Here is a 22,659-nt window from a genome sequence, read left to right as displayed (position 1 = left end):
TATATAAAAAAAGTCCAGCCACACAGTATGGCTGGACTTCTGTATTAATTAGCTACAATATTAACCAATTTTCCTGGAACAGCAATAATCTTTCTAACTGTTTTCCCGTCAATTTGCTCTTTCACTTGACTGTCTTCCATAGCGATTTGCTCTAGAGCATCTTTATTCGCATCAGCTGGAACCATCAATTTTGTTTTTACTTTACCGTTGATTTGGATAACGATTTCGATTTCATCGTCTACCAATTTTGCTTCATCATATGCTGGCCACGCTTCATATGCAATCGTACCTGATGAGCTTCCAAGTTTTTCCCACAGCTCTTCTGTAATATGAGGGCAAATTGGGGAAAGAAGCTTCACAAAGCCTTCAATATAAGCTTTTGGAATCGCATCTGCCTTATAGCACTCATTAATGAAGACCATCATTTGGGAAATAGCTGTGTTAAAGCGTAATCCTTCAAAGTCCTCTGTAACCTTCTTCACCGTTTGGTGGTAGATTTTGTCTAGACCCTTCGCTTCATCGATTTCTTGAACTTTGCTTGAAATCTCGCCATTATCATCCACAAGCAATCTCCAAATACGGTCAAGGAATCTTCTTGAACCATCAAGTCCGTTCGTTGACCAAGCTATTGCTGCATCAAGTGGTCCCATGAACATTTCATACAAGCGAAGTGTATCAGCACCATGGCTTGAGACTATTTCATCCGGATTAACTACATTACCTTTAGACTTACTCATTTTTTCATTGTTTTCACCAAGAATCATCCCTTGGTTATACAGCTTTTGGAATGGCTCTTTCGTAGGTACAACGCCTAAATCATACAATACCTTGTGCCAGAAGCGTGCGTACAATAAATGCAGAACCGCATGCTCTACACCACCGATATAAATATCAACTGGAAGCCATTCTTTCAGCTTTTCAGGGTCTGCAATAGCTTCACTGTTTTTCGGATCGATATAGCGGATATAATACCAGCTGCTGCCCGCCCATTGCGGCATTGTGTTTGTTTCACGTCTGCCTTTTTTACCTGTAACCGGATCTACTACATTAACCCACTCAGAGATGTTTGCCAAAGGCGATTCACCAGTTCCAGATGGTTTAATCTCTGCTGTATCAGGCAATGTTAGCGGCAATTCTTCCACAGGGACACCTGTCATTGTGCCATCTTCCCAGTGAATAATTGGAATTGGTTCACCCCAGTATCTTTGACGGCTGAATAACCAGTCACGAAGTCTGTAGGTTACTTTCTTCGTACCGATGCCTTTCTCTTCAAGCCATGCAATCATCTTAGTGATTGCTTCTTCTTTTTGCAGCCCATCAAGGAAGTCAGAGTTAACATGCGCTCCATCACCAGTATAGGCTTCTTCCTGTACATTTCCGCCAGCTACCACTTCTTTAATTGGCAAATCAAAAGTTTTTGCAAACTCGAAGTCTCTTTCATCATGTGCAGGAACTGCCATAATGCTTCCAGTTCCATAGCTGACAAGCACGTAGTCTGCAATCCAAATCGGCATTTTTTCGCCATTCACTGGATTAACAGCATAAGCTCCTGTGAACACACCTGTTTTTTCTTTAGCAAGGTCCGTTCTTTCCAAATCACTCTTGCTCTTAATTTTCTCTAAATATGCTTCAACTGCTTCCTTTTGCTCTGCTGTTGTGATTTTATCAACTAACGCATGCTCAGGAGCAAGTACAGCATAAGTAGCACCAAACAGTGTGTCTGGTCTTGTCGTGAACACAGTGAATGTTTCATCATGGTTATCAATTTGGAAAGTCACTTCCGCTCCTTCAGAACGTCCGATCCAGTTTCTTTGCATTTCTTTAATGCTTTCCGGCCAATCCACTTCATCCAAATCTTCAAGCAAACGGTCAGCATAAGCTGTAATCTTTAAAATCCATTGTCTCATCGGGCGTCTTTCAACAGGATGTCCGCCCCTTTCGCTCTTTCCGTCAATGACCTCTTCATTGGCAAGCACTGTTCCTAAAGCAGGGCACCAGTTAACTGCCACTTCATCAACATATGCTAAGCCTTTTTCAAATAGCTGTAAGAAAATCCATTGTGTCCATTTATAATAATCTGGATCTGTAGTGTTAATCTCTCTGTCCCAGTCATAGGAGAAGCCTAAAGAGTTGATTTGACGTCTGAATGTTTCAATATTTTTTTCTGTGAATAGTGCTGGATGGTTGCCTGTATCAAGTGCATATTGTTCTGCAGGTAATCCAAATGCATCCCAACCCATTGGATGAAGAACATTAAAATCCTGCATTCTTTTCATTCTTGAAAGAATATCAGTAGCTGTATATCCTTCTGGATGTCCTACGTGAAGGCCCGCTCCGGATGGATATGGGAACATGTCAAGTGCATAGAATTTCTTTTTCCCTTTATCTTCACTTGTTTTAAACGTTTTATTTTGTTGCCAATAGCTTTGCCATTTCTTTTCTATGTTCTGATGATTAAAGCTCATCTTATTTCCTCCTATTAGTTTTCTATTCGCAGGGTTTGTTTTCCTTAGAAAACAAAAAATCCCCTCATCCCAAATAGGGACGAGAGGAATATATGTATATCTCCCGCGGTACCACCCACAATTAGTGAATAAATCACTCGCTTCATTTATCCCTTAACGCGGTGTACGGCAAGCATTACTGTTAGTTCACACTTGCAACTCAAAGGCGAGTTCAAGATTTTTTTTGACTGGCTTGCACCATCCGCCAGCTCTCTTCAACAAAAAAGCATCTTTACTATTCCTTTTCCTAGCTGTTGCCCTATATGATGTTTATTGTATGTTATTTTCTTCACGGATGCAAGAAGTTATTAAGCAAGAACTATCTCCGCCAGCTCCTTGTTAAGCATATGCACCGTTAAGGATTTCGGTCACCGTTTGTTTGCTTCAAGTGACGCAATAAATTGCAGGAGCTTTTTATCCTGACCTTTGCCAGCAATCACAGATACACCAACAGGAACGCCGTCTACTTCTGCAAGCGGGATATTCACCTGCGGGAAGCCGGTTAACCCAGCAATGCAGCAGAGCTGGAATGTCCTGCTTCTGCGCAGTTCCAGTTCTTCCACCGACAGATTGAGCAGAGGTGCTTTTCCAGGTGATGTTGGAATGATTAAAAGGCCATCATCCTTTAGCAGTTTTTCCATATTTTCTTGAATCATACGTCTTTTCTTTATAAATGGGGACATATCAGCTTCAGCTAGTGTGCTTGCCCATTGAAATCGTTCTGCAATGCCAGGACCGAAGGATGGTTTATACTTTTCAATCCATTTTCCATGCTCCTCCCAAATCTCTCTGCCTTGCAGCATCCTGAACGTCTCTGCCCAGTCAGCAAGCCCCTCATTTGCCAATACCGTTTGCGAATGTGTTAAAGAAGCTGTCTGCCATTTTTTCAACTCCGTTAATAATGCCTCTTTTGCATTAGGTTCAATCAATTCCCATGCATCATCTGCCATCAAAATACGAGTGAAAGGCTCTCTGGAACCTTCCTCTTTAATCAATACGTTGCCAACCTTTCGTAATGTCTCTGCGTCTCTTGCCATCCAACCGACAGTATCAAAGCTTTTAGCTAACGGAATGACTCCTTCCATATCAACAATATTATGAGTTGGACGGATGCCATAGATTCCACAATAAGAAGAAGGAATTCGGACAGACCCGCCCGTATCTGTTCCGATTGCAAAATCAGTTAATTCCGCTGCTACTGCGACTGCTGATCCGCATGATGAGCCGCCAGGAATGCGCTTTGGATCTTTCGGGTTGATTGGAGTTCCATAATAAAAGTTTTCTCCATTAAGACTATACATCAGTTCATCTGTTATCGTCGTTCCTTCAAGCCTTGCGCCATTATTAAGTAACAGGCTGAGAGAGAAAGCTGTACTTGCTGCAGCAGGGTGAGTCTTGAGCCAATCTGGATTTCCTGCCGTTGACTGATGTCCTTTTATAGCAAACACATCCTTAACTGCAAAGCTTAAGCCTGATAATTCCCCTGTATTTAATGGTTCTAATACAACCTCTTTTTTTGCAAATGCCCCAAAATCCTTAACCATCTTCTCCTCATCCTTCCCGTAATTAAACTTGCAAATGTGTGACGATGTTGTAGTCCTTTATCGCCCATTTACTGTCTTTATAATGAATATTGCTTATACAAGCATTTGTTAAGTATGTATTGTCTAATGTAATTTCCTCGTTTGACAGAATTCTTAAAATGGTATGAATGACAGCACCATGAGCAACAAGGAGAACTTTTTGCTGTGGGTAGCTTTGCAGAATATCTGCCAAGCCCTGTTTCAGTCTTTCTGCCAATTCCCAGTAAGGCTCTGCATTAGGATAAAGCATATCAGGATAAAGGACCTGTCTTTCCTCCTTTGTTTTTCCTTCTGCATCCCCAAAGCTTCTTTCAATGAATTCGGCCATTTCTACTATAGGCAGGTTTAGAGACTCGTTTATAATAGCCGCAGTTTCCTTTGCCCGCATAAGAGGGCTTGTGATGATAAAATCCCAGCTAGTTTCCTTCAAATAGTCCCGGCATTGTTCTGCTTGTCTAATTCCGTTCGAGTTTAATGGAATATCGGTTCTGCCTTGAATCTTCCCTAAGGAATTCCAATCTGTCTCTCCGTGCCTTATTAAACAAATATTTGTCATGAATCTTAATTCCTTTCTATACAAGAGCATGATATTTCTACTGTAGATTAAATAGTCTAACTTTTCAATAAATTATCTGTTTTATTCGCACGGTTGTTAAAAGTAACCGTTTTAATTAACAGAAAATAACTAATTTTCCGCCTTCATGCAGATGGAGTTATTTCTATTGCAGGAGTTCTAAAATCGCATTACACTTATTGCTGGTAGCAAATTAAATGGTAAAGGAGCACCACATATGCCTAGAGCACTATGGCTTTTAGTAATTGGAATGGCTGTCAATGTCACCGGCTCTTCTTTGCTTTGGCCATTAAACAGTATATATATCCACGACCACCTCGGAAAATCTCTTACAGTTGCCGGTTTTATCTTAATGCTTAATTCTGGTGCAAGTGTAATCGGGAATTTGGTTGGCGGCGCGCTTTATGATAAATTAGGAGGCTATCTCTCCATTCTTCTGGGAATTTCGTTAACAGCTTTGTCCTTGTTAGGGCTGTCCGTCTGGAATGCTTGGGAAGCTTATTGCTTCTTCTTCACATTGTCAGGCTTTGGATCTGGGATTATTTATCCAAGCATGTATGCAATGGCGGGAAATGTCTGGCCAGAGGGAGGCAGAAAAGCGTTTAACAGCATTTATGTTGCCCAAAATGCTGGAGTTGCATTAGGTTCAGCAATTGGCGGGCTAATTGCTTCCTATTCGTTCACTTGGATTTTTATCTCTAATACATTTATGTATGTTGTATTTTTCTTTATTGCTTTATTGAGCTATAAAAACATCCAAGTTCAACCAATTGTGCAAACGGCAGGAGACAATGGTATAAAAAGAAAGAAAGCACATCGAAATCCAGCTCTTTATGCCCTTACTATTCTCGGCTTCGGTTATTTGCTGTGCTGGATTTGTTATGTACAATGGCAAGCGACCATTTCTACACATACACAAGAGTTAAATATTCCGCTTGCACAATACAGTTTACTATGGGCCGTTAACGGCGGCTTAATCGTTTTTGGTCAGCCTCTCATCAGTCTGTTTACGAAGAAAATATGTTCTTCTGTAAAAATGCAGATGTTAATTGGTATTGTTATTTTTATTATTTCTTTCCTTATCGTCGGTCAAGCAGACATGTTTGCAGGGTTCTTAGCTGCCATGATCATTCTCACCGTAGGGGAAATGTTAATATGGCCAGCTGTTCCAACCATTGCAGATAAACTGGCACCAAAGGGGCGGGAAGGCTTCTTCCAAGGTATTATCAACAGTACAGCAACCGGCGGCAGAATGATAGGTCCTTTATTAGGAGGCTATCTAGTCGATGTTAATGGAATTGGCCTGCTTGTACCTGTATTAATTTTCTTACTTGTTATTGGTATGGCAGCTGCTTACTTCTATGATGCACCATTAAAAACCAGCAAGCTTAGAGTACCTAAAACAGAATAATATTAAAAGGGCGATTCATCATTAGAATCGCCCTTTTTGATGCATTACTAAGACTCTTTATGGTAAATGTAGGGCCATTTGATTTTGCTTATCCTGTATAAGCAGCCTCATTCTGTATAATTGATCCCTTTGCTGCGCGTTGGCACTATGATCCATCGTTTGCAAGTCATTAAATACATTTTCCAGCTGAAATTGTGCATCTGTATATTCTTCTATATTATAATGCTCCTGCATTTGAGCAATTTTATACTGTTCTTCTGCATAGCCTATCGCTGTATTACATCTTTCCAAAAGCTCATCCATAGAATCACGAGTTGCCAATATATAGCCCTCCCAACAAGTGTTGCTGTCTTTGAAGCAATAGTGCTTCGCTACATATTATCTGTAGTCTGCAACCTTCTTATGACTTCCTTTTCTTTACTGAATTAGCGGTTTATATAAAACTGTTTGGAGAAGCAGCAGTTACATGTTAAAATTTTTGTTATGCATTTAGATTGCATTATAAGGAGGTCATTCTTTTGAGTCAGCAAAATCCATTTGCTTATGCAGCTGATAATAAAAGATATCATACATGGAATTATCATTTGCGAGGCGAGTTTGGACATAAAGTATTTAAAATCGCACTAGACGGAGGCTTCGATTGCCCTAACCGGGACGGCACGGTGGCACACGGCGGCTGTACTTTCTGCAGTGCTGCTGGTAGCGGTGACTTTGCAGGGAATCGTGTCGATTCATTGGAAAAGCAATTTCACGATATAAAAAACAAAATGCATGAAAAGTGGAAAGACGGCAAATATATGGCTTATTTCCAAGCATACACAAATACACATGCTCCTGTTGAAGTGCTGAGAGAAAAGTATGAAACTGTTTTGAAGCAGGAAAATGTTGTCGGCATTTCCATTGCGACAAGACCAGATTGTCTTCCTGATGATGTTGTTGAATATTTGGCAGAACTGAATGAGCGCACCTATTTATGGGTGGAGCTTGGCTTGCAGACTGTCCATGAAAAAACAGCACAGCTTATTAATAGAGCCCATGATTATCAAACATATGTGGATGGTGTTAATAAACTGAGAAAACATAATATCCGCATTTGCTCACATATCATTAACGGGCTTCCACTTGAGACGAATGAAATGATGATGGAAACAGCGAAAGAAGTGAGCAAGCTTGATGTGCAAGGAATTAAAATTCACTTGCTTCATTTGCTGAAGGGCACACCTATGGTTAAACAATATGAAAAAGGATTGCTTAAGTTTCTAACCTTTGACGAATATATTCAGCTTGTTTGCGACCAGCTGGAAATATTGCCGCCAAGTATGATCATTCATCGAATTACAGGCGATGGACCGATTGATTTAATGGTTGGACCAATGTGGAGTGTCAACAAATGGGATGTACTGAACAGCATTGATGCAGAATTGAAAAGACGTGACAGCTGGCAAGGAAAATTTTATAATGCGGAAAAGGTGACGATATGAAGCTGGAACGCATACTTCCCTTTGCAAGAACATTGTTAGAAAATGCAATCGATGAAGACGATATTGCCATTGATGCGACAATGGGAAATGGTCATGACACCTGTTTTCTGGCAAACCTTGTAGGAGAAGGCGGCAAGGTATACAGCTTCGATATTCAGGATCAGGCCCTTGAAGCAACGAAAAGCAGACTTGCAGCCCAGTCCCTTACTAATCGGGTAATTCTTACTAAAACAGGGCATGAAAATGTGGAAAAAATTATTCCTGAAAAACTGCATGGACTTGTGAAGGGTGCTATTTTCAATTTAGGCTATTTGCCTGGTGGAGATAAATCAATCGTTACAAATTCGAACACGACTATAATGGCAGTCGAACAAATATTTAACATGCTTGCACCAGAAGGAATCATTATTCTTGTCATTTATCATGGACATACTGAAGGTGCACAAGAAAGAGACGAGCTGCTTACATTCGCTGAAAACTTCAGTCAGGAAAAAGCGCATGTTCTAAAATATCAGTTCATTAACCAAAAAAACAACCCGCCTTTTATTATTGCCATTGAGAAAAGATAAATAAGAAAAAATGCCGGATAATCAGTAAGACTGATTCCCGGCATTTTTTTATTTCTTTTCGTTTAAGGAAGGGTGAAGCAGACAATACATGAGGCAATCATAAATATGTTCATTTTGAACCATATATTTTGCCAAAGTACCTTCTTTATGAAAACCTGCTCTTTCCAGCATTTTTTGAGATGAATTATTTTCAGGATACACAATCGCTGAGATTCGGTTCAATTGCAAAGCAGAAAATCCGTATGATATAACTTCAGAAATAGCCTCCATCCCATAGCCCTTTTTCCAAAAATCCGGGTGAAGCTCATAACCGATTTCAGCCCGCTTATGCTTTTGATGCCATGCATGATAGCCAATTGTCCCAATAAAAGCGCCGCTGTCCTTTTCTACCATTCCCCAGCGAATTCCTTTTTGCATGCTGTAATTCATATTGAAAATTGCCAGCAAGGAACGTGCTTCCTCAATTGTGGTAAAAGGCTCTTGCCCGTAGTGCACCGTAACGTCAGGACGACTTAATATACTATAAATCGCTTTAACATCTTTTTCTTCTATCTCTCTTAAAAGCAACCGATCTGTTTCTAGTTCAGGAAACATCTGCAACTCCCCTTGTCGGCCTACATTTATTTAGATATCGTCTTCATCATTCCTGCTGGAATCATCTTTTGAAACTTGCGGTATGCTCGTCCATTAATATAAAAGAAGTAGCCAACCGGACCGGAAGTTTTAATAATTTCCCTTGCCAGCTTTCTAATATTTTGCTGCTTATATACTTTTTCGTCAGATAAGTAGACACCGAGCAGTCCTCTGTTAATAAGTTTGTGGAACCGTTGATGAGGGAGATTTTTTGTATGTCTGTCTGCTTCTTCTACAAAATGCTTTAACCGGCTGAAAAGCTCTTCTTCATCTTTATAATAGAAGCAGAAATTTAAATCGCCGCCCTGTCTGTCTTCTTCCTGATCGATAAAGTAATCTAATAATATGTGAAGACCTTGTATATATGGAAAATAGCCGTCTCGAATATTGGAGGAATAAGCTGGCTGAAAATCCTTTCTTAATGCATAAGAAACTAAACAAAATATCCCTAATGTTGAACCGGAGCATGCAGAGAATTCATACCAATCCATTTCAGGTATTGCGTGCTTGTTCTCATCAAACCATGATTTCAATCTTGGAATTCTTTCCTCTACCATAACATGCTTATGTATTTGCAAATCGCAATAATATCGGCAAAGTTCAAGTAACTGGTCTTTAATATATTCATAATTCTCTAGCTCTGCGAGTGTGTCCCGGCATGTTTTGGCTAAATCATACAAGTAGCCGCCGTCATCTTGATCCTCTCGGAACCGGTAATAGTTAGTGGGTTGTGCCCCGACTGTGAGCGCATGCTCCATTGATTCATGCAGTGCAGAGAAATCCCGCGGATCTAATGAAGTGCTCCGGTCACATAGATTATCAAGATAATCGCTGATTGTTTGGTATGCCACAATAAATTTAATGGCAGTCTTATATTCATGCCTTGAAATAAGGGCCATGATTGATCCGCCTTCACAGTGGAATGTTTTGTCCTTTATGCTCGCCAAAGCCTGTCTTTGCAGCTCAGGATTTGGGATTTGCTTTGCTCTGTTCGTCCAATAGTTCAGTTCCTTGTGAACAACAGGAAAAACCTTTAAATACACTTTAGACATTAATGTTAGTGGCATGTTTGGTACAGACATTTTTAAAACCTCACTTATACAATATAACCTATCGATTTTAGCTGACTATTGATAAAATCAAGCGCATAGTCAAACACATCATCTCGTTCCGGCTCGTTAAAGATTTCATGGTAGCATTGTGGCCATTCTTTAAATCTCTTTTCTGATAATGGTACCATATTGAACCAGTTTTTTACCATTTTTTTATCTACTACTGAATCGTCTCCCCCTTGCATAAGAAGAAGAGGCAAATCCTGCATTTTGTTTACATTCGCAAAGGCTGCAGCCATTGCACTAATCAGTTCTCTATACCATCTTACAGACACTTTTGTAATATATAAGGTATCGTTGCTATCTATTTCCCTAATTTCTGCATTTCTAGTCGCCATTTCGATTGTTAATCCTGTATTCATGCGCAGTCTAGGCGCAGCTTTGTTTAAAAGGATTGAAATGGCGCTCAACAGCTTCGGCGGATATTTTTTTAACCCAAGACATGGCGATGAGAGAATAAGACCAGCAAGCTTAAGATTCTCCTGTTGCAGCAGACGAATAGATGCCAAGCCTCCTAAGCTGTGTGCAATCAAAAAAACCGGCAATTCAAATTGGTAGGCTGCTTGAATCCAGTCTTTAACTTCAATTGTATACTCACTGAAAGAGTCGATATGCCCCCTGCTTGACCGTGTTGTCATGCCTTGGCCTGGAAGATCCCCCATCACGACATGAAAACCAGATAAGCGAAACATTTCAATTAGCCAACCGTAACGGCGATGATGCTCCATAGCACCATGAACAATCACGACGACTGCTTTAGCCTCTCCTTCCGCTTCCCATTTCCACATAAAAAATCTCCCCCATTCGACTTATCACAGTATTGCTTCTTCTATTATGTAACACGTAAATGCACTTTGACAAATTTTTAAATTAAATTACGGCGATTGTTCCTGATTATTTAAGGAAAATTAAAGGTTGCCGCAGTACTCTATATTTGATAAAACACATATTTAATACAAAAAATCGGTTTTTATATTATGCACTAACGGGAAAAAAATATTAAAAAATAACCAAATGCAGCCTCTTTAGGCGTGAAAGGTATCTTCAAGTCAAGAAAGTTCATTTCTTACTATTTATTTTCTCAAAATTTATCCGATAAATACTTATATAAGAAATAGGTGATGAAAATGAATACAAACGAAATAATACTATACTCTGTCCTTGCTCTATTCTTCGTATTATTCCTTGTAGTTCAAAAAAGGCTTACTAAAATTGTAAAAGGACTGCTCTTTTCCTTAATAGCCATATTAGTTGGCATCAGCTTTTATGTATTAAATTTAGACGGTTCTAAGAATTTTGCGCTTGCAAAAGAGCGGGTAGAGGAAATAGCTGTTACAGCTAAAGAAAATGTAGAAAAATTAAGTTCAAAAGTAACTATAAAAGAATCTGTGTTATTGGAAGCAACTGCAATGAATCAACTGCCAGAGCTTCCGAGAGGCTGTGAAGTGACGGCTCTTGCGATGCTTTTGCAATATGCAGGTGTAGATGTAGATAAGATGACACTTGCAGAAGAAATTACTAAAAATACTACAGCATATGAAGTCGTTAACGGTACTATTTATTATGGCAATCCTAATGATGGGTTTGTCGGAGATATGTATTCCCTTGAAGGTCCGGGGCTTGGTGTTTATCATAAGCCGATTGCTGAGCTAGCGGAAAAATATCTTCCAGGAGCAATCGTTGATTTTACTGGCTCTGATTTCGATTCGGTAAAAGAACAGCTTTCAGATGGCCGTCCAGTTTGGGTTATTACTAATTCAAAATTCCAAGAGCTTTCTGATGATAATTTCCGCACATGGGTAACTCCAAGCGGCACAATCGATATCACATATTCCGAGCATTCCGTCCTGATAACTGGCTATGACGAAGATTATGTTTACTTTAATGATCCATTGACAGGTGAACAAAATAAAAAAGCACCCATCGATGATTTTATTGCATCGTGGGTGCAGATGGGAAGCCAAGCAATAACTTACAGCAACTAACTTCCCTACTCCATTAATTAAACAAGTGTTTTTTCTTTTAAATATTCCTTTTCGAAGGAATATTTTTTTTCGATATAAACACTATGCCAAACCATAAACATCAATACAGTCCAAATTTTGCGGCTGTTGTCAGCTTTACCTTGGCAATGGTCTTCCAATAGCTGCAATACAACAGATTTGTTCAGCAAATGGTCTGTATCGCTTTCTTTAATGATTGTTTTTGCCCATTCGTTCATCTCATCTTTTAACCAGTGACGAATTGGCACAGGGAAGCCTAGTTTTTTGCGTGTTAATACATGCTCAGGCACAAAGCTTTCCGCTGCTTTTCTTAAAATATACTTTGTAGTTCCATTTGCAGTCTTTAAGCTAGACGGTATTTTAGAAGCTACTTCAAACACAGCTTTATCTAAGAAAGGTACACGCAATTCTAGAGAGTGAGCCATTGTCATTTTGTCTGCTTTCAGTAAAATATCTCCTCTCATCCATGTGTGGATGTCAATAAACTGCATGCGGTCAACTGGATCATAACCTTTGCTTTCTTCATAAAGAGGTTTTGTAATATCTGTATGATCAATATTTTTGTTGTAGATGGACAGCAACTGTGCTTTTTCACTTTCACTGAACATCTTAGCATTTCCGATATATCTTTGTTCCATCGGTGTCACACCGCGTTCAATAAAGCTCTTTCCTTTAACACCTTCAGGAAGAATCGCTGCAATAGCACGCAACAGGGACTTACCAATTTTAGGAATTTTATTAAATACTTCCAATGACTGCGGCTCACGGTAAATATTGTATCCGCCAAACAGTTCATCTGCACCTTCGCCTGAAAGAACAACTGTAACATGTTTTCTAGCTTCTTGTGCAACAAAGTATAAAGGCACACATGCTGGATCAGCAAGCGGATCATCCATATGCCACATAATTTTCGGAATTTCATTCATATATTCCTGTGGTGTAATGATGCGGCTGATGTTTTCTAAACCAAGCTTATCCGCTGTTTCCTTCGCTACGTCAATTTCACTGAAACCATTATGCTCAAACCCGACAGAGAATGTTTTAATTCCAGGATGGAATTCTTTCGCAATACTAGCAATAATCGATGAATCAATTCCGCCGGAAAGGAAAGAACCAACAGGAACATCGCTTCGCATATGCATTTTTACACTGTCAAACAGCACATCTTTAATTTCTTTAACGAACTCTGATTCCGTTTTGTTCACAGGCTGGAAAGATGCTCTCCAATAGCGTTTAATATCCATTGGCTCACCAAGTTTTTTCGTGAAGTAATGACCTGGCTCAAGCTTGTTGATGCCTTCTGACATTGTATTAGTCTCAGGAACAAACTGGTAAGTCATATAATGCTGAAGAGACTCATAGTTTAATACATCGCTTTCTAATGCCATTGCAATACTCTTTTTCTCTGATGCAAAGTAAGTCTTTTCACCATCATCAAAATAGAAGAAAGGCTTGATTCCAAATGGATCACGAGCACCATACAATGTTTTTTCCTGCTTGTCCCAAATAACAAATGCAAACATGCCGCGAAGTTTTTCAACAGCCTTTTCTTTTTCATGGCTGTAAAGGGCAATGATTACTTCTGTATCTGAGTTAGTTTGGAACGTTAAGCCTGCCTTCACTAGCTCTTCTCTGATTTCCAAATAGTTATAAACTTCTCCGTTGAAGATGATCCAATAACGTTCATTTTCATATGTTAACGGCTGATGCCCAGACTCGATATCAATAATACTCAATCTTCTGAAGCCGAATTGGATATGTTCATCATAGAAGTATCCTTCATCATCCGGTCCACGGTGTGTAATAATTCTATTCATATTCGCAAATTGTTCTTTTTGCGCCTCTTGGAAGTTTTGCTCTTTTTCATGTATACAGCCTACAAAACCACACATACTGCTCACCTACTCCATTCTTCTCCTGTTACTAAGGAGACCTAAATTACTGTTAGTATAAACTTTTACTGTTAATCTTTAAATGTAATCCGAGCTATTTTAAAACATTATTATGTCCTATTAGCAAATATTGACTACCATTTATATTTTACATTAATCCATTATAGACGAAAGTCTTGATAATTTTAAGAGCTAAAAACAAGTAAAATTTTCTACTGACTTATTAGACGGAAAAAGAAAGAAGGAGTTACACTTTATTACCGTGCAACTCCTTCTTTTATTTTCCAGCGACAGCTGTTTTTAATACATCTGATTTATCTGTACGTTCCCAAGGCAAATCTAGGTCATTACGTCCAAAATGTCCGTATGCTGCTGTTTGCTTATAAATTGGGCGACGCAAGTCCAGCATTTTAATAATTCCTGCTGGGCGAAGGTCGAAGTTTTCGCGGACAGCGTCTACCAGAACTTCTTCTGATACAGTGCCTGTATTAAATGTGTCAATAGAAATGGAAACTGGCTGAGCAACACCGATTGCATATGCAAGCTGCACTTCAACCTTGTCTGCTAATCCTGCTGCCACGATGTTTTTCGCTACATAGCGTGCTGCATATGCTGCAGAGCGGTCTACTTTAGTTGGATCCTTCCCAGAGAAAGCTCCGCCGCCATGTCTTGCATAACCGCCATATGTATCTACGATAATCTTTCTTCCTGTCAATCCTGCATCACCTTGTGGTCCGCCAATAACGAAACGGCCAGTTGGATTAATGAAATACTTCGTATTTTCATCAATTAATTCTGCTGGAACAACTGGATTAATTACATATTCCTTAATATTGCGTTGAATTTGCTCTAATGTCACTTCAGGGTGATGCTGTGTGCTGATAACAATTGTATCAATTCTTACAGGTTTATCATTTTCATCATATTCAACAGTAACTTGCGTTTTGCCGTCCGGACGCAAATATGGCAAGATTTCCTCTTTACGCACTTCAGCCAGTCTTCTAGAAAGCTTATGAGCTAAAGAGATTGGCAAAGGCATAAGCTCTTTTGTCTCATTGCATGCAAAGCCGAACATTAATCCTTGGTCCCCTGCACCGATCGCTTCTATTTCTTCATCTGACATTGTTCCTTCACGTGCTTCAAGGGCTTGGTCCACACCAAGAGCGATATCAGCAGACTGCTCATCAATAGAAGTAAGCACTGCGCTCGTTTCTGCATCGAAACCATATTTTGCACGAGTGTAGCCAATTTCCTTAACTGTTTCTCTTACAATTTTCGGTATATCCACATATGTAGATGTAGTTATTTCCCCTGCAACTAAAACTAATCCTGTTGTTACAGATGTTTCTGCTGCAACACGGGCATTTGCATCTTTTGCTAGAATAGCGTCTAAAATCGCATCTGAAATTTGGTCACAGATTTTATCCGGATGACCTTCCGTTACCGATTCAGAAGTAAACAAGCGACGTTTTGATGACATCTGATTTCCTCCTTATTATAAGGCAAGCACTCTTGCCCTCTAAATTGATACGGTACTCATTCCCTAGATAGTATGAAGTAAACAAGGCGTTTTTATCCGAGAAGTGTTATCCTTTGGCAAAAAACACTTGCTCAAAAACACACATGAAAAATATACATTTTTTTAAAAGATAATGGACCAGATTGCATACAAAAAACCTTTTCAATAGTGAAAAGGCTCCAAGCAAAATTGATTCGCACCTTTCACTCTTATCGTTCAAGGATATTTCCTTGCTACAGGTTAGCACCTTTCCTAAGAGAATGTCTGCTCCATCCATCAATTAAATGGATGTTTCAGCCTATTTTCTTCACATAGTAGGTTGCTGGGTTTCATCGGGCCAGTCCCTCCACCAGCTCAGGATAAGAGAGTATCCGTTCAAGATTTCATAATAGCTCAAACTTTTAATTACTGTCAATATATTTATCTTTAATTAGTCGAATTTAATGCAATCAATTTGTATGTTATTTTCGTTTTTCCATCAGACCACTCCAGTTTTTCAATGGAAGCAGTTCCGATAAGTTCTCCTTTAATGGTCTTTCTGACTTCTAAAGGAATATGCAGGGGATATAAACGATATGCTTCTTTTTCGAGTTGAAACCAATTCTCCTCAAGGCGCAATTCATTTCCTTTGGTGACAATCATTGTATTTAATTCTAAGGGCATTCCCATTTTTCGTTCTCCCTCCTTCTTATCCTTACTTATATTCTACCAGCTTTTCACTGTGTTTTTTCATCCAACTGCATAAATTTTCTACAACCTTCCGATTGACTTTAGGAGGGAAATAGTGAGTGAATTCTGGAAAGTACCATGTTTCAACGGTTTTCCCTTGCTTTAGAAGCCCCTCTTCCAGCTTTTTGCTGTGTTCAATGGACACATTTGTATCCTGCATTCCATGAATAATTAAAGTAGGTGCGCAAATCTTGTCCAAATAATGAAGAGGCGTTCTCTCTTGAAACCGTTCCGGATATTTTGCCGGTGTGCCGCCAATGACTCTTTTCATCATTCTCCGCAAATCCTTCCTTTCTTCATATGTCAGCACCATATCAGAAACACCGCCCCATGTGACAATAGAAGCAACAGGACAATAAATGCCAACAAACAAAGCCATAACACCGCCTCTTGAAAAACCAAAAACATGGACTCGTTTAACGCTCGGATAATTTTTCAGCAGATGAAAAGCAGCAATTCCATCTTCCCGATCTTCTCCAGCGAAATCTTCATTTCCTTCTCCACCTTGATTGCCCCGGTAAAATGGTGCAAACACAATAAAGCCCTCTGCAGCGAATTGAACAATTCTGCCTGGTCTAACCTTGCCAACATTTTTTATTCCGCCTCGTAAATACAAAAATCCGTCTGAAATGTCTTCCTGTTTAGGTACAGCAAGTAATCCTTTTACTTTCAAACCATTTACGGCATATGTAACGATATACAAGTCAATTGAAGGATTTGGGGAGGGGAATCTGATTTGCTCCAATATCTCTCCATTCATGCGAATCCCACCTTTTTATTTTTTTGTATAATACCCCAAATTTTCTCCTGATAATTGTTCCATCATTCTTTTTATACAATAATCAATCGTCCTATCTTTCATAATATAGCTGAAAGATTTATGAAAACGGACATCTAATATATCTCCGTTATAGATTCTTGGCCCTTCTGTTTCTAAATAATTATCTCTATGCTGCAGGGAAGAGATATGTGCAAAATAGACTGCTTTAACAAACTTAGAATCTTTTTCATGGACCTCATACTCTGCAATCCAAGTAAGCTTGCCGACAATTCCGCCTGTTTCTTCCATCACTTCCCGTCTGCATGCTTCCATTAGTGTTTCCTTGTCTTCGACTTTGCCTCCTGGAAATTCAATGCCTCTCGTTTTATGCTTTGTCATCAGCCATTTTCCATCCCATAAACAAATGACTAAAACATGTTTTGCAGGAAGAGAAAATGCATTTTTCTCAAATGATAAATTCACTTTAAGTCCATTATTGTCATAGAATGTTTTCATCATTGCCTCACATTCATTAGTAATCATTTTTCTAGTCCTACTGGAATATCTTTCAATTGATAGGGTATGTAACCATTATAAAGAATAGGGGTATAATAATGAAACTGAAAGCTTTAATTAAGTTGTGGCGAAAATAGACATTCTCCGATATTATAGTAAGTATAATTAATAAAGCGGTTACATTAATACACACCGATATACCATTTGGAGGGAATGGATCATGAAATTAGTCGATGAATTATATAATTTATATAAGAATAAACTAACTGGTGATGAGGAAGATATTGATATGCTAGCATTCGCCTTTTTAGAGGAAATGTCTAGAGAAGATCTTCTTCATATCATCCAAGAGCTAAATGAGCAAGAGCTGTATGACTTGATGGGCTTATATTTAATTGAAAGCCTTAAAGGCAAATTTGCCAAAGATGATTATCGTCAGCAAGGTCATACATTGTTTTCGCCAAGAAACCTGCACTAATTCACTTTGCAAAAAAAGACAAGTTCCAAGCGGACTTGTCTTTTCCTTTTTAACCTTCATTCTCTACCTGCAGGAAATCTATTTAGAGCTTTAGCTCATTGGTCATGGATTTGTCCTTTATCAAGTTTTAAATAACCTCTATTAAGTACTTTTACCATCTGGATGTTTCGTTTAATATTGTTTGTTGGAGGGAAGATTATATGGGAACAAAATAGTTTTCAACATCAATCATTTTCACCTATAATGATACAGAAATCTTCAGTACTACCATTTTTTGAACCTTTTGTTGCTCTCGACCTTTGGCGTGAAGTGGTTGCAGATGATACACAAAAGAAATATTTAAAAGACAAAGGTTGAAAGGGATTGTTCTATGCACGTATACACTATTTTATTAAGTACAATCATTTTACTTAACATTATCTTCGCTTTCCTAGTCATTTTCTTTGAAAGAAAAGATCCCATCGCCACTTGGGCATGGCTCATGGTTTTGACCTTTATCCCAATACTAGGATTTATTTTATACCTTCTTATTGGTCAAAATTTGCGAAATAGGAAAATGTTCCAATGGGATGAGCGAAAAAAGCTTGGAATCGAACAAGTCTTGGCGTCTCAATTATTGCAAATCAGTTCAAATCAGCTGCGCACTACAAATGAAGTTATTAGAAATAATCAAGATCTTATTTATATGAATTTATTCAATAATGATGCTGTTTTGACAGAAAATAACGCAGTCGATATTTATACAGACGGCAAGGAAAAGTTCGACCAATTATTAAAAGATATTATGGCAGCTAAAAAATCAATCCATCTGCAATATTATATCTTTAAAAATGATGGGATAGGTTCCAAACTGATTGCAGCCTTAACTGAGAAGGCAAAGGAAGGGCTGGAAGTAAGGCTCTTGTATGATGAGCTTGGCTCGAGAACTTTACAAAAGCGCGCTTTTAAGGAATTAAAAGCTGCCGGTGGGCAAGTTGCCGTCTTTTTCCCAAGCAAGTTTCATTTAATTAATTTACGGATGAATTACCGTAATCATCGAAAGCTTGCCATTATCGACGGGCATATCGGCTATATTGGAGGCTTTAATGTTGGGGATGAATATTTAGGATTGAATCCTAAATTCGGCTACTGGCGCGACACGCATCTTCGTATTGTCGGCACAGCCATTTATGCTATTCAGACAAGGTTTATTCTTGACTGGAACCAAGCGGCCGCACACCATGAAATTCATTACTCTCCAGATTATTTTCCTGGTAAGCTTGACGAAATTATCGGGAATATCGGGATGCAGATTGTCTCAAGCGGTCCAAACTCTGAGTGGGAGCAAATCAAAAATGGCTATATTAAAATGATTACAGCTGCTAAGGATTCGGTTTTTATTCAAACACCTTACTTTATTCCTGACGCGAGCTTGCTTGATACTTTAAGAATTGCAGCCCTATCAGGGATAGATGTTAAAATTATGATACCAAACAAGCCTGACCATATGTTTGTTTATTGGGCGACATATTCCTATATTGGTGAAATGCTAAAAGCAGGAGCAAAGGTATATATATATGAAAATGGTTTTATTCACGCCAAGACATTGCTTGTTGACCGGAAAATCAGCTCTGTAGGTACTGCTAATATTGATATGAGAAGCTTCCGTCTGAATTTTGAGGTAAATGCATTTATATATAGTGAGGAAATAGCGAATTCACTGACTGACGGCTTTATGGAGGATATGAAGCTATGCACTCCCCTTTCATTGGACAGCTATTCAAAAAGATCATTATGGATTAAATTTAAGGAATCATTCTCTCGATTATTAAGTCCACTGTTATAAAAAAGAGGTGCTAGATAGCACCTCTTTTGCTTTGCTTATGCGAAAACTTGCTTTAAGTCTTCTTTGCTTTGCTTTAACCAGAACTGCATAAGCTTTTTTGCTCCCTCAAGATCATGAAGCTTCGCTTGGCCGCATTGTGTTTCATTTGCAGCAGGAATTTCTGTGATTTCAACTGCTGTTTTCATTGTATCTTCAAGCAAATCGATAACTTCTTCCACAGTCGGCTCACCGCTGACAACTAAGTAATAGCCAGTTTGGCAGCCCATTGGGGAAATATCAATAATATCAAAATGATTATATTTTTCTACATGTGCACGAAGATTAAATGCTAATAAATGCTCTAATGTATGAATCACATCAGGCTTCATTGCCTGTTTGTTCGGCTGGCAGAAACGGATATCATATTTATTAACAACCCCGTCACTTCCTACTTTGTGGACACCACAGTGTCTAACATACGGAGCTTTTACGGCATTATGATCTAGTTCAAAGCTTTCAACTGAAGGCATTCATGTCATCCCCTTTTTTTTCGTTACCTCATTATAACGTAAAACCCGAGTATTTTCATCAACTTAATTATATTATATTTTTCCAGTTTAAGAATGTTCGTAAAATGGAGTGCTGTCATTTTCTTCTCTTTAACAGTCATGCTATACTGACTTCAAGTAAGCATTAGAAATTAGGAGTGCAAAATATAAATGATAAGCAAACTGTTCATCTTACTAATCCGGTTTTATCAAAAGGCCATTTCACCACTTACTCCGCCCTCCTGCCGCTTCTATCCTACCTGTTCCTCTTATGGTTTAGAGGCTATCAGAAAGCATGGTGCATGGAAGGGCGGATATTTAACAATAAGGCGCATTCTCAAGTGCCATCCATTTCATCCGGGCGGCATTGATCCGGTCCCGGAAGAATGGCCGCACAAAAAGGATCATTCCCCTAATTAAGCTTTATAGCCATCGACTACAAGGTCAAGCTTTCCTGTTTTAGGATCAATTACTAAGCCGTGAACAGGAACATTTGGTGGAAGAAGGGGATGATTCTTCACCATCTTAACACTATGTGACACACTTTCTTCAACAGAACTAAAGCCTGTTAGCCATTTATCCAAGTCCATGCCGGAGTTTTCTAATGTGCTGATAGTATCCTCAGAAATTCCTCTATCCTTCATTTTATCAAGCATAGAGTCATAATTTAAGGCACTCATTCCACAATCATGATGTCCGATAATCATTACTTCATCTGCCTTTAATTCATAGACAGCTACAAGAATGCTTCGCATGATACTTCCGAAAGGATGTACTACTACTGCCCCAGCATTTTTTACAAGCTTTACATCACCGTTAGAAATATTCAAAGCATGTGGCAGAAGCTCAAGCAGTCTTGTATCCATACAAGTAAGAATAACCATTTTTTTATTTGGGAATTTCGTTGTTATGTAACGCTCGTATTTGTTTTCTGCTACAAATTGTTCGTTGAAAGTTAAAATTTCATTTAATAATGTCATTATCCTTATCTCCTATCTTATCTACTCTTTTTTTTACTATATCCATCTATTATATAGTAAGTAAAAAATCTTTTGAAGACAACTCCTAATAACTAAAAGCCTGTATCTATCCATTCTTACATAATTGCGCCAATTCCTGAAAATACTAACAGCAGTATTCGGAATACAAAAGGAAAGGATAGATATTAATGGATCATCTAGTTACTGCTCGAAGCATGTTCGGGATGACGATGGGGTTTCACATCATCTTCGCAACAATCGGGGTCGGACTGCCTTTAATGATGTTAGTGGCAGAAATTCTTTATCAAAGAAAGAAGGACCTTGATTATGTCATCATGGCGAAAAGATGGACAAAGACATTTGGGATTTTGCTTGGTGTCGGTATTCCCACAGGGACGATTGCCGGCCTTCAGCTTTCCTTGTTATGGCCAGGCTTCATGAAAGTGATTGGAGAGGTAATGGCACTCCCTTTTCAGATAGAAATCTATGCTTTCTTCATAGAGGCATTATTTATGTCCATCTATGTGTATGCAGCCGAAAGGATTCCACCATGGGCCAGAATCAGCAGTCTTATTCTTGTTGCAATTGGTGCCCTTGCATCTGCCATCCTTATTACAAATGTACATGCCTTTGAAGGAACACCGCAAGGATTTCGCATGGAAGACGGACAAATTACAGACGTAGATCCATGGAAGGCTTTCTTCAATCCTACCTTTTTTGTATCCGCAGGACATGTAGCGATGAGTGCTTATACAACAGGAGCCTTTGTTGTCGCAGCTGTTTCTGCATTTAAGATGTTAAAACAGCCATTCGGCTCGCGCATCTTTCAGTTCCATCAGAAAGCATTGATTTTAAGTATTTCAGTCGGTGCTGTCTTTTCCTTATTGACTGCCTTAAATGGACATGAGTCTGCTCAAAAACTGTATGAATATCAGCCGGAAAAGCTCGCTGCTGCTGAAGGGCTCTTTGAAACACAGTCTCATGCACCTCTCGCCATTGGCGGTTTCACAGACAAGGAGAATAGAGAAATAACCGGTGCGATTGAAATACCATGGGCACTTAGCTTTTTAGCAGGAAACAGCTTTGATACGGTTGTCACAGGCTTAAATGACTTTCCTGAGGAATATTGGCCGCCGCTTTATGTTCATACACTATTCAATGCCATGGTGGGGATAGGCTCCTTTCTAATTCTCCTTTCCTTCGCTTCATTGGCATGGAAATTCCTTTTGAAAAAGGAGCGTTTTCCTAAATTTATTATGTGGATCTTTGTAGCTTCTGGTCCTCTCGCTATTGCTAGCATAGAATTCGGCTGGATTTTTGCTTGTACAGGCCGTCAGCCTTGGACTATTTACAGGCAGTTATCAACGGCAGATTCGGTAACTACAAGCGGCAACCTTCCATTGCTGTTTTTCTCTTTTATGATTGTTTATATCATTTTAGGGGTTACGGTGGCTTTAGTACTTATCTATTACTTCCGCAAAAACACAGTACTGAAGGACTTAAATGCTGCAAAGGAAAAAGAGATCCCGCTGTTTGGATCTAACAGTTAAGGAGTGTTAGCAA

At 39.0% G+C, this 22,659-nt stretch carries 22 protein-coding genes, 1 riboswitch and 1 other annotated feature; of the genes, 8 read left to right on the top strand and 14 right to left on the bottom strand.

What is annotated here, in order from left to right:
• Positions 1-44: 44 nt before the first annotated feature.
• The 3 genes from leuS to M3600_RS16885 all read right to left on the bottom strand — a co-directional run bounded on the left by leuS (position 45) and on the right by M3600_RS16885 (position 4,643).
• A complete protein-coding gene (leuS, locus tag M3600_RS16895) occupies positions 45-2,465 on the bottom strand; it encodes a leucine--tRNA ligase (RefSeq protein WP_251646814.1) in 2,421 nt (806 codons plus the stop codon).
• A gap of 72 nt (positions 2,466-2,537) precedes the next feature.
• Positions 2,538-2,762 (bottom strand) — a binding site (T-box leader).
• A 110-nt stretch (positions 2,763-2,872) separates the two neighbouring features.
• Positions 2,873-4,048, bottom strand: coding sequence for an amidase (locus tag M3600_RS16890; RefSeq protein WP_233317627.1), 1,176 nt, complete (start codon positions 4,046-4,048; stop codon positions 2,873-2,875).
• Between the two features lie 22 nt (positions 4,049-4,070).
• Positions 4,071-4,643 (bottom strand): histidine phosphatase family protein, encoded by a 573-nt coding sequence (locus M3600_RS16885; protein ID WP_251646812.1) that lies wholly within the window; start codon positions 4,641-4,643, stop codon positions 4,071-4,073.
• Positions 4,644-4,878: 235 nt separating this feature from the next.
• On the opposite strand from M3600_RS16885, the gene M3600_RS16880 reads away from it, so the two are divergent.
• A complete protein-coding gene (locus M3600_RS16880) occupies positions 4,879-6,072 on the top strand; it encodes an MDR family MFS transporter (protein WP_237941818.1) in 1,194 nt (397 codons plus the stop codon).
• 57 nt (positions 6,073-6,129) lie between these two features.
• Here the strand turns inward: M3600_RS16880 and M3600_RS16875 are convergent, their stop codons facing one another.
• Complete coding sequence (locus tag M3600_RS16875) at positions 6,130-6,393, bottom strand: YtzC family protein (RefSeq protein WP_233317621.1); 264 nt, start codon at positions 6,391-6,393, stop codon at positions 6,130-6,132.
• Positions 6,394-6,590: 197 nt separating this feature from the next.
• On the opposite strand from M3600_RS16875, the gene mnmL reads away from it, so the two are divergent.
• Both mnmL and mnmM read left to right on the top strand, forming a co-directional pair.
• Entirely contained in the window at positions 6,591-7,553 is a 963-nt protein-coding gene (gene mnmL / locus M3600_RS16870) for a tRNA modification radical SAM protein MnmL/YtqA (protein ID WP_233317619.1), read from the top strand.
• Positions 7,550-8,122 (top strand): tRNA 5-(aminomethyl)-2-thiouridylate-methyltransferase MnmM, encoded by a 573-nt coding sequence (mnmM, locus tag M3600_RS16865; protein ID WP_233317617.1) that lies wholly within the window; start codon positions 7,550-7,552, stop codon positions 8,120-8,122. The genes mnmL and mnmM overlap by 4 nt, the downstream gene beginning before the upstream one ends.
• 48 nt (positions 8,123-8,170) lie before the next feature.
• Here mnmM and M3600_RS16860 read toward each other — a convergent pair whose 3' ends face one another.
• From M3600_RS16860 to M3600_RS16850, 3 genes are read right to left on the bottom strand one after another with little or no spacing between them, the layout of a single operon-like run.
• Entirely contained in the window at positions 8,171-8,716 is a 546-nt protein-coding gene (locus tag M3600_RS16860) for a GNAT family N-acetyltransferase (RefSeq protein ID WP_233317615.1), read from the bottom strand.
• A 26-nt stretch (positions 8,717-8,742) separates the two neighbouring features.
• Positions 8,743-9,837 carry a tetraprenyl-beta-curcumene synthase family protein gene (locus M3600_RS16855; protein WP_233317614.1) on the bottom strand — a complete coding sequence of 365 codons (1,095 nt, stop codon included), beginning with the start codon at positions 9,835-9,837 and terminating at the stop codon, positions 8,743-8,745.
• A 14-nt stretch (positions 9,838-9,851) separates the two neighbouring features.
• Complete coding sequence (locus M3600_RS16850) at positions 9,852-10,655, bottom strand: alpha/beta hydrolase (protein ID WP_233317613.1); 804 nt, start codon at positions 10,653-10,655, stop codon at positions 9,852-9,854.
• A 339-nt stretch (positions 10,656-10,994) separates the two neighbouring features.
• On the opposite strand from M3600_RS16850, the gene M3600_RS16845 reads away from it, so the two are divergent.
• Positions 10,995-11,852, top strand: coding sequence for a C39 family peptidase (locus tag M3600_RS16845; protein WP_233317611.1), 858 nt, complete (start codon positions 10,995-10,997; stop codon positions 11,850-11,852).
• 17 nt (positions 11,853-11,869) lie between these two features.
• On the opposite strand, the gene asnB is transcribed toward M3600_RS16845, so the two are convergent.
• From asnB to ytkD, 5 genes are all read right to left on the bottom strand, one after another.
• The gene (gene asnB / locus M3600_RS16840) at positions 11,870-13,762 is read right to left on the bottom strand and encodes an asparagine synthase (glutamine-hydrolyzing) (RefSeq protein WP_233317722.1); all 1,893 of its coding nucleotides are present in this window, start codon (positions 13,760-13,762) and stop codon (positions 11,870-11,872) included.
• Positions 13,763-14,039: 277 nt separating this feature from the next.
• The gene (metK, locus tag M3600_RS16835; protein WP_233317609.1) at positions 14,040-15,242 is read right to left on the bottom strand and encodes a methionine adenosyltransferase; all 1,203 of its coding nucleotides are present in this window, start codon (positions 15,240-15,242) and stop codon (positions 14,040-14,042) included.
• Positions 15,243-15,487: 245 nt separating this feature from the next.
• Positions 15,488-15,647: riboswitch (SAM riboswitch) on the bottom strand.
• Between the two features lie 60 nt (positions 15,648-15,707).
• Entirely contained in the window at positions 15,708-15,950 is a 243-nt protein-coding gene (locus M3600_RS16830; RefSeq protein ID WP_233317607.1) for a DUF2584 domain-containing protein, read from the bottom strand.
• A gap of 25 nt (positions 15,951-15,975) precedes the next feature.
• Positions 15,976-16,770 carry an alpha/beta hydrolase family protein gene (locus M3600_RS16825; protein WP_233317606.1) on the bottom strand — a complete coding sequence of 265 codons (795 nt, stop codon included), beginning with the start codon at positions 16,768-16,770 and terminating at the stop codon, positions 15,976-15,978.
• Between the two features lie 15 nt (positions 16,771-16,785).
• The gene (gene ytkD / locus M3600_RS16820; protein ID WP_233317604.1) at positions 16,786-17,313 is read right to left on the bottom strand and encodes an RNA deprotection pyrophosphohydrolase; all 528 of its coding nucleotides are present in this window, start codon (positions 17,311-17,313) and stop codon (positions 16,786-16,788) included.
• 193 nt (positions 17,314-17,506) lie between these two features.
• Here ytkD and M3600_RS16815 point away from each other — a divergent pair, with 193 nt between their 5' ends.
• The gene (locus M3600_RS16815) at positions 17,507-17,764 is read left to right on the top strand and encodes a DUF6154 family protein (protein ID WP_233317602.1); all 258 of its coding nucleotides are present in this window, start codon (positions 17,507-17,509) and stop codon (positions 17,762-17,764) included.
• Positions 17,765-18,134: 370 nt separating this feature from the next.
• Complete coding sequence (cls, locus tag M3600_RS16810; protein WP_233317600.1) at positions 18,135-19,589, top strand: cardiolipin synthase; 1,455 nt, start codon at positions 18,135-18,137, stop codon at positions 19,587-19,589.
• Between the two features lie 35 nt (positions 19,590-19,624).
• Here the strand turns inward: cls and M3600_RS16805 are convergent, their stop codons facing one another.
• Positions 19,625-20,098, bottom strand: coding sequence for an S-ribosylhomocysteine lyase (locus M3600_RS16805; protein ID WP_233317599.1), 474 nt, complete (start codon positions 20,096-20,098; stop codon positions 19,625-19,627).
• Between the two features lie 189 nt (positions 20,099-20,287).
• Between M3600_RS16805 and yidD the strand changes: the two genes are divergently transcribed.
• Positions 20,288-20,536: a membrane protein insertion efficiency factor YidD gene (gene yidD, locus M3600_RS16800; protein WP_245399887.1), complete on the top strand. Its 249-nt coding sequence runs from the start codon at positions 20,288-20,290 to the stop codon at positions 20,534-20,536.
• Here yidD and M3600_RS16795 read toward each other — a convergent pair.
• Positions 20,533-21,096, bottom strand: coding sequence for a beta-class carbonic anhydrase (locus M3600_RS16795; protein ID WP_233317598.1), 564 nt, complete (start codon positions 21,094-21,096; stop codon positions 20,533-20,535). The genes yidD and M3600_RS16795 overlap by 4 nt on opposite strands.
• Before the next feature lie 188 nt (positions 21,097-21,284).
• Here M3600_RS16795 and M3600_RS16790 point away from each other — a divergent pair, with 188 nt between their 5' ends.
• Entirely contained in the window at positions 21,285-22,646 is a 1,362-nt protein-coding gene (locus M3600_RS16790; protein WP_233317596.1) for a cytochrome ubiquinol oxidase subunit I, read from the top strand.
• Positions 22,647-22,659: the final 13 nt, after the last annotated feature.

Source organism: Niallia sp. MER 6 (assembly GCF_023714395.1).
In the GTDB taxonomy this organism is placed as follows: Bacteria; Bacillota; Bacilli; order Bacillales; family Cytobacillaceae; genus Niallia.
Note: the sequence above shows the minus strand (reverse complement) of the source record. Positions and strands in the feature narration are given on the sequence as shown.

Excerpts from the sequence above, each read along its gene's own strand:
- M3600_RS16845 (WP_233317611.1), top strand. The coding sequence starts at position 10,995 with ATGAATACAAACGAAATAATACTATACTCTGTCCTTGCTCTATTCTTC.
- M3600_RS16880 (WP_237941818.1), top strand. The coding sequence starts at position 4,879 with ATGCCTAGAGCACTATGGCTTTTAGTAATTGGAATGGCTGTCAATGTC.
- leuS (WP_251646814.1), bottom strand. The coding sequence starts at position 2,465 with ATGAGCTTTAATCATCAGAACATAGAAAAGAAATGGCAAAGCTATTGG.
- M3600_RS16790 (WP_233317596.1), top strand. The coding sequence starts at position 21,285 with ATGGATCATCTAGTTACTGCTCGAAGCATGTTCGGGATGACGATGGGG.
- M3600_RS16815 (WP_233317602.1), top strand. The coding sequence starts at position 17,507 with ATGAAATTAGTCGATGAATTATATAATTTATATAAGAATAAACTAACT.
- mnmM (WP_233317617.1), top strand. The coding sequence starts at position 7,550 with ATGAAGCTGGAACGCATACTTCCCTTTGCAAGAACATTGTTAGAAAAT.
- cls (WP_233317600.1), top strand. The coding sequence starts at position 18,135 with ATGCACGTATACACTATTTTATTAAGTACAATCATTTTACTTAACATT.
- M3600_RS16830 (WP_233317607.1), bottom strand. The coding sequence starts at position 15,950 with ATGGGAATGCCCTTAGAATTAAATACAATGATTGTCACCAAAGGAAAT.
- M3600_RS16850 (WP_233317613.1), bottom strand. The coding sequence starts at position 10,655 with ATGTGGAAATGGGAAGCGGAAGGAGAGGCTAAAGCAGTCGTCGTGATT.
- M3600_RS16885 (WP_251646812.1), bottom strand. The coding sequence starts at position 4,643 with ATGACAAATATTTGTTTAATAAGGCACGGAGAGACAGATTGGAATTCC.
- asnB (WP_233317722.1), bottom strand. The coding sequence starts at position 13,762 with ATGTGTGGTTTTGTAGGCTGTATACATGAAAAAGAGCAAAACTTCCAA.
- M3600_RS16860 (WP_233317615.1), bottom strand. The coding sequence starts at position 8,716 with ATGTTTCCTGAACTAGAAACAGATCGGTTGCTTTTAAGAGAGATAGAA.
- yidD (WP_245399887.1), top strand. The coding sequence starts at position 20,288 with ATGATAAGCAAACTGTTCATCTTACTAATCCGGTTTTATCAAAAGGCC.
- M3600_RS16890 (WP_233317627.1), bottom strand. The coding sequence starts at position 4,048 with ATGGTTAAGGATTTTGGGGCATTTGCAAAAAAAGAGGTTGTATTAGAA.
- ytkD (WP_233317604.1), bottom strand. The coding sequence starts at position 17,313 with ATGATTACTAATGAATGTGAGGCAATGATGAAAACATTCTATGACAAT.
- M3600_RS16825 (WP_233317606.1), bottom strand. The coding sequence starts at position 16,770 with ATGAATGGAGAGATATTGGAGCAAATCAGATTCCCCTCCCCAAATCCT.
- M3600_RS16805 (WP_233317599.1), bottom strand. The coding sequence starts at position 20,098 with ATGCCTTCAGTTGAAAGCTTTGAACTAGATCATAATGCCGTAAAAGCT.
- M3600_RS16855 (WP_233317614.1), bottom strand. The coding sequence starts at position 9,837 with ATGTCTGTACCAAACATGCCACTAACATTAATGTCTAAAGTGTATTTA.
- M3600_RS16795 (WP_233317598.1), bottom strand. The coding sequence starts at position 21,096 with ATGACATTATTAAATGAAATTTTAACTTTCAACGAACAATTTGTAGCA.
- metK (WP_233317609.1), bottom strand. The coding sequence starts at position 15,242 with ATGTCATCAAAACGTCGCTTGTTTACTTCTGAATCGGTAACGGAAGGT.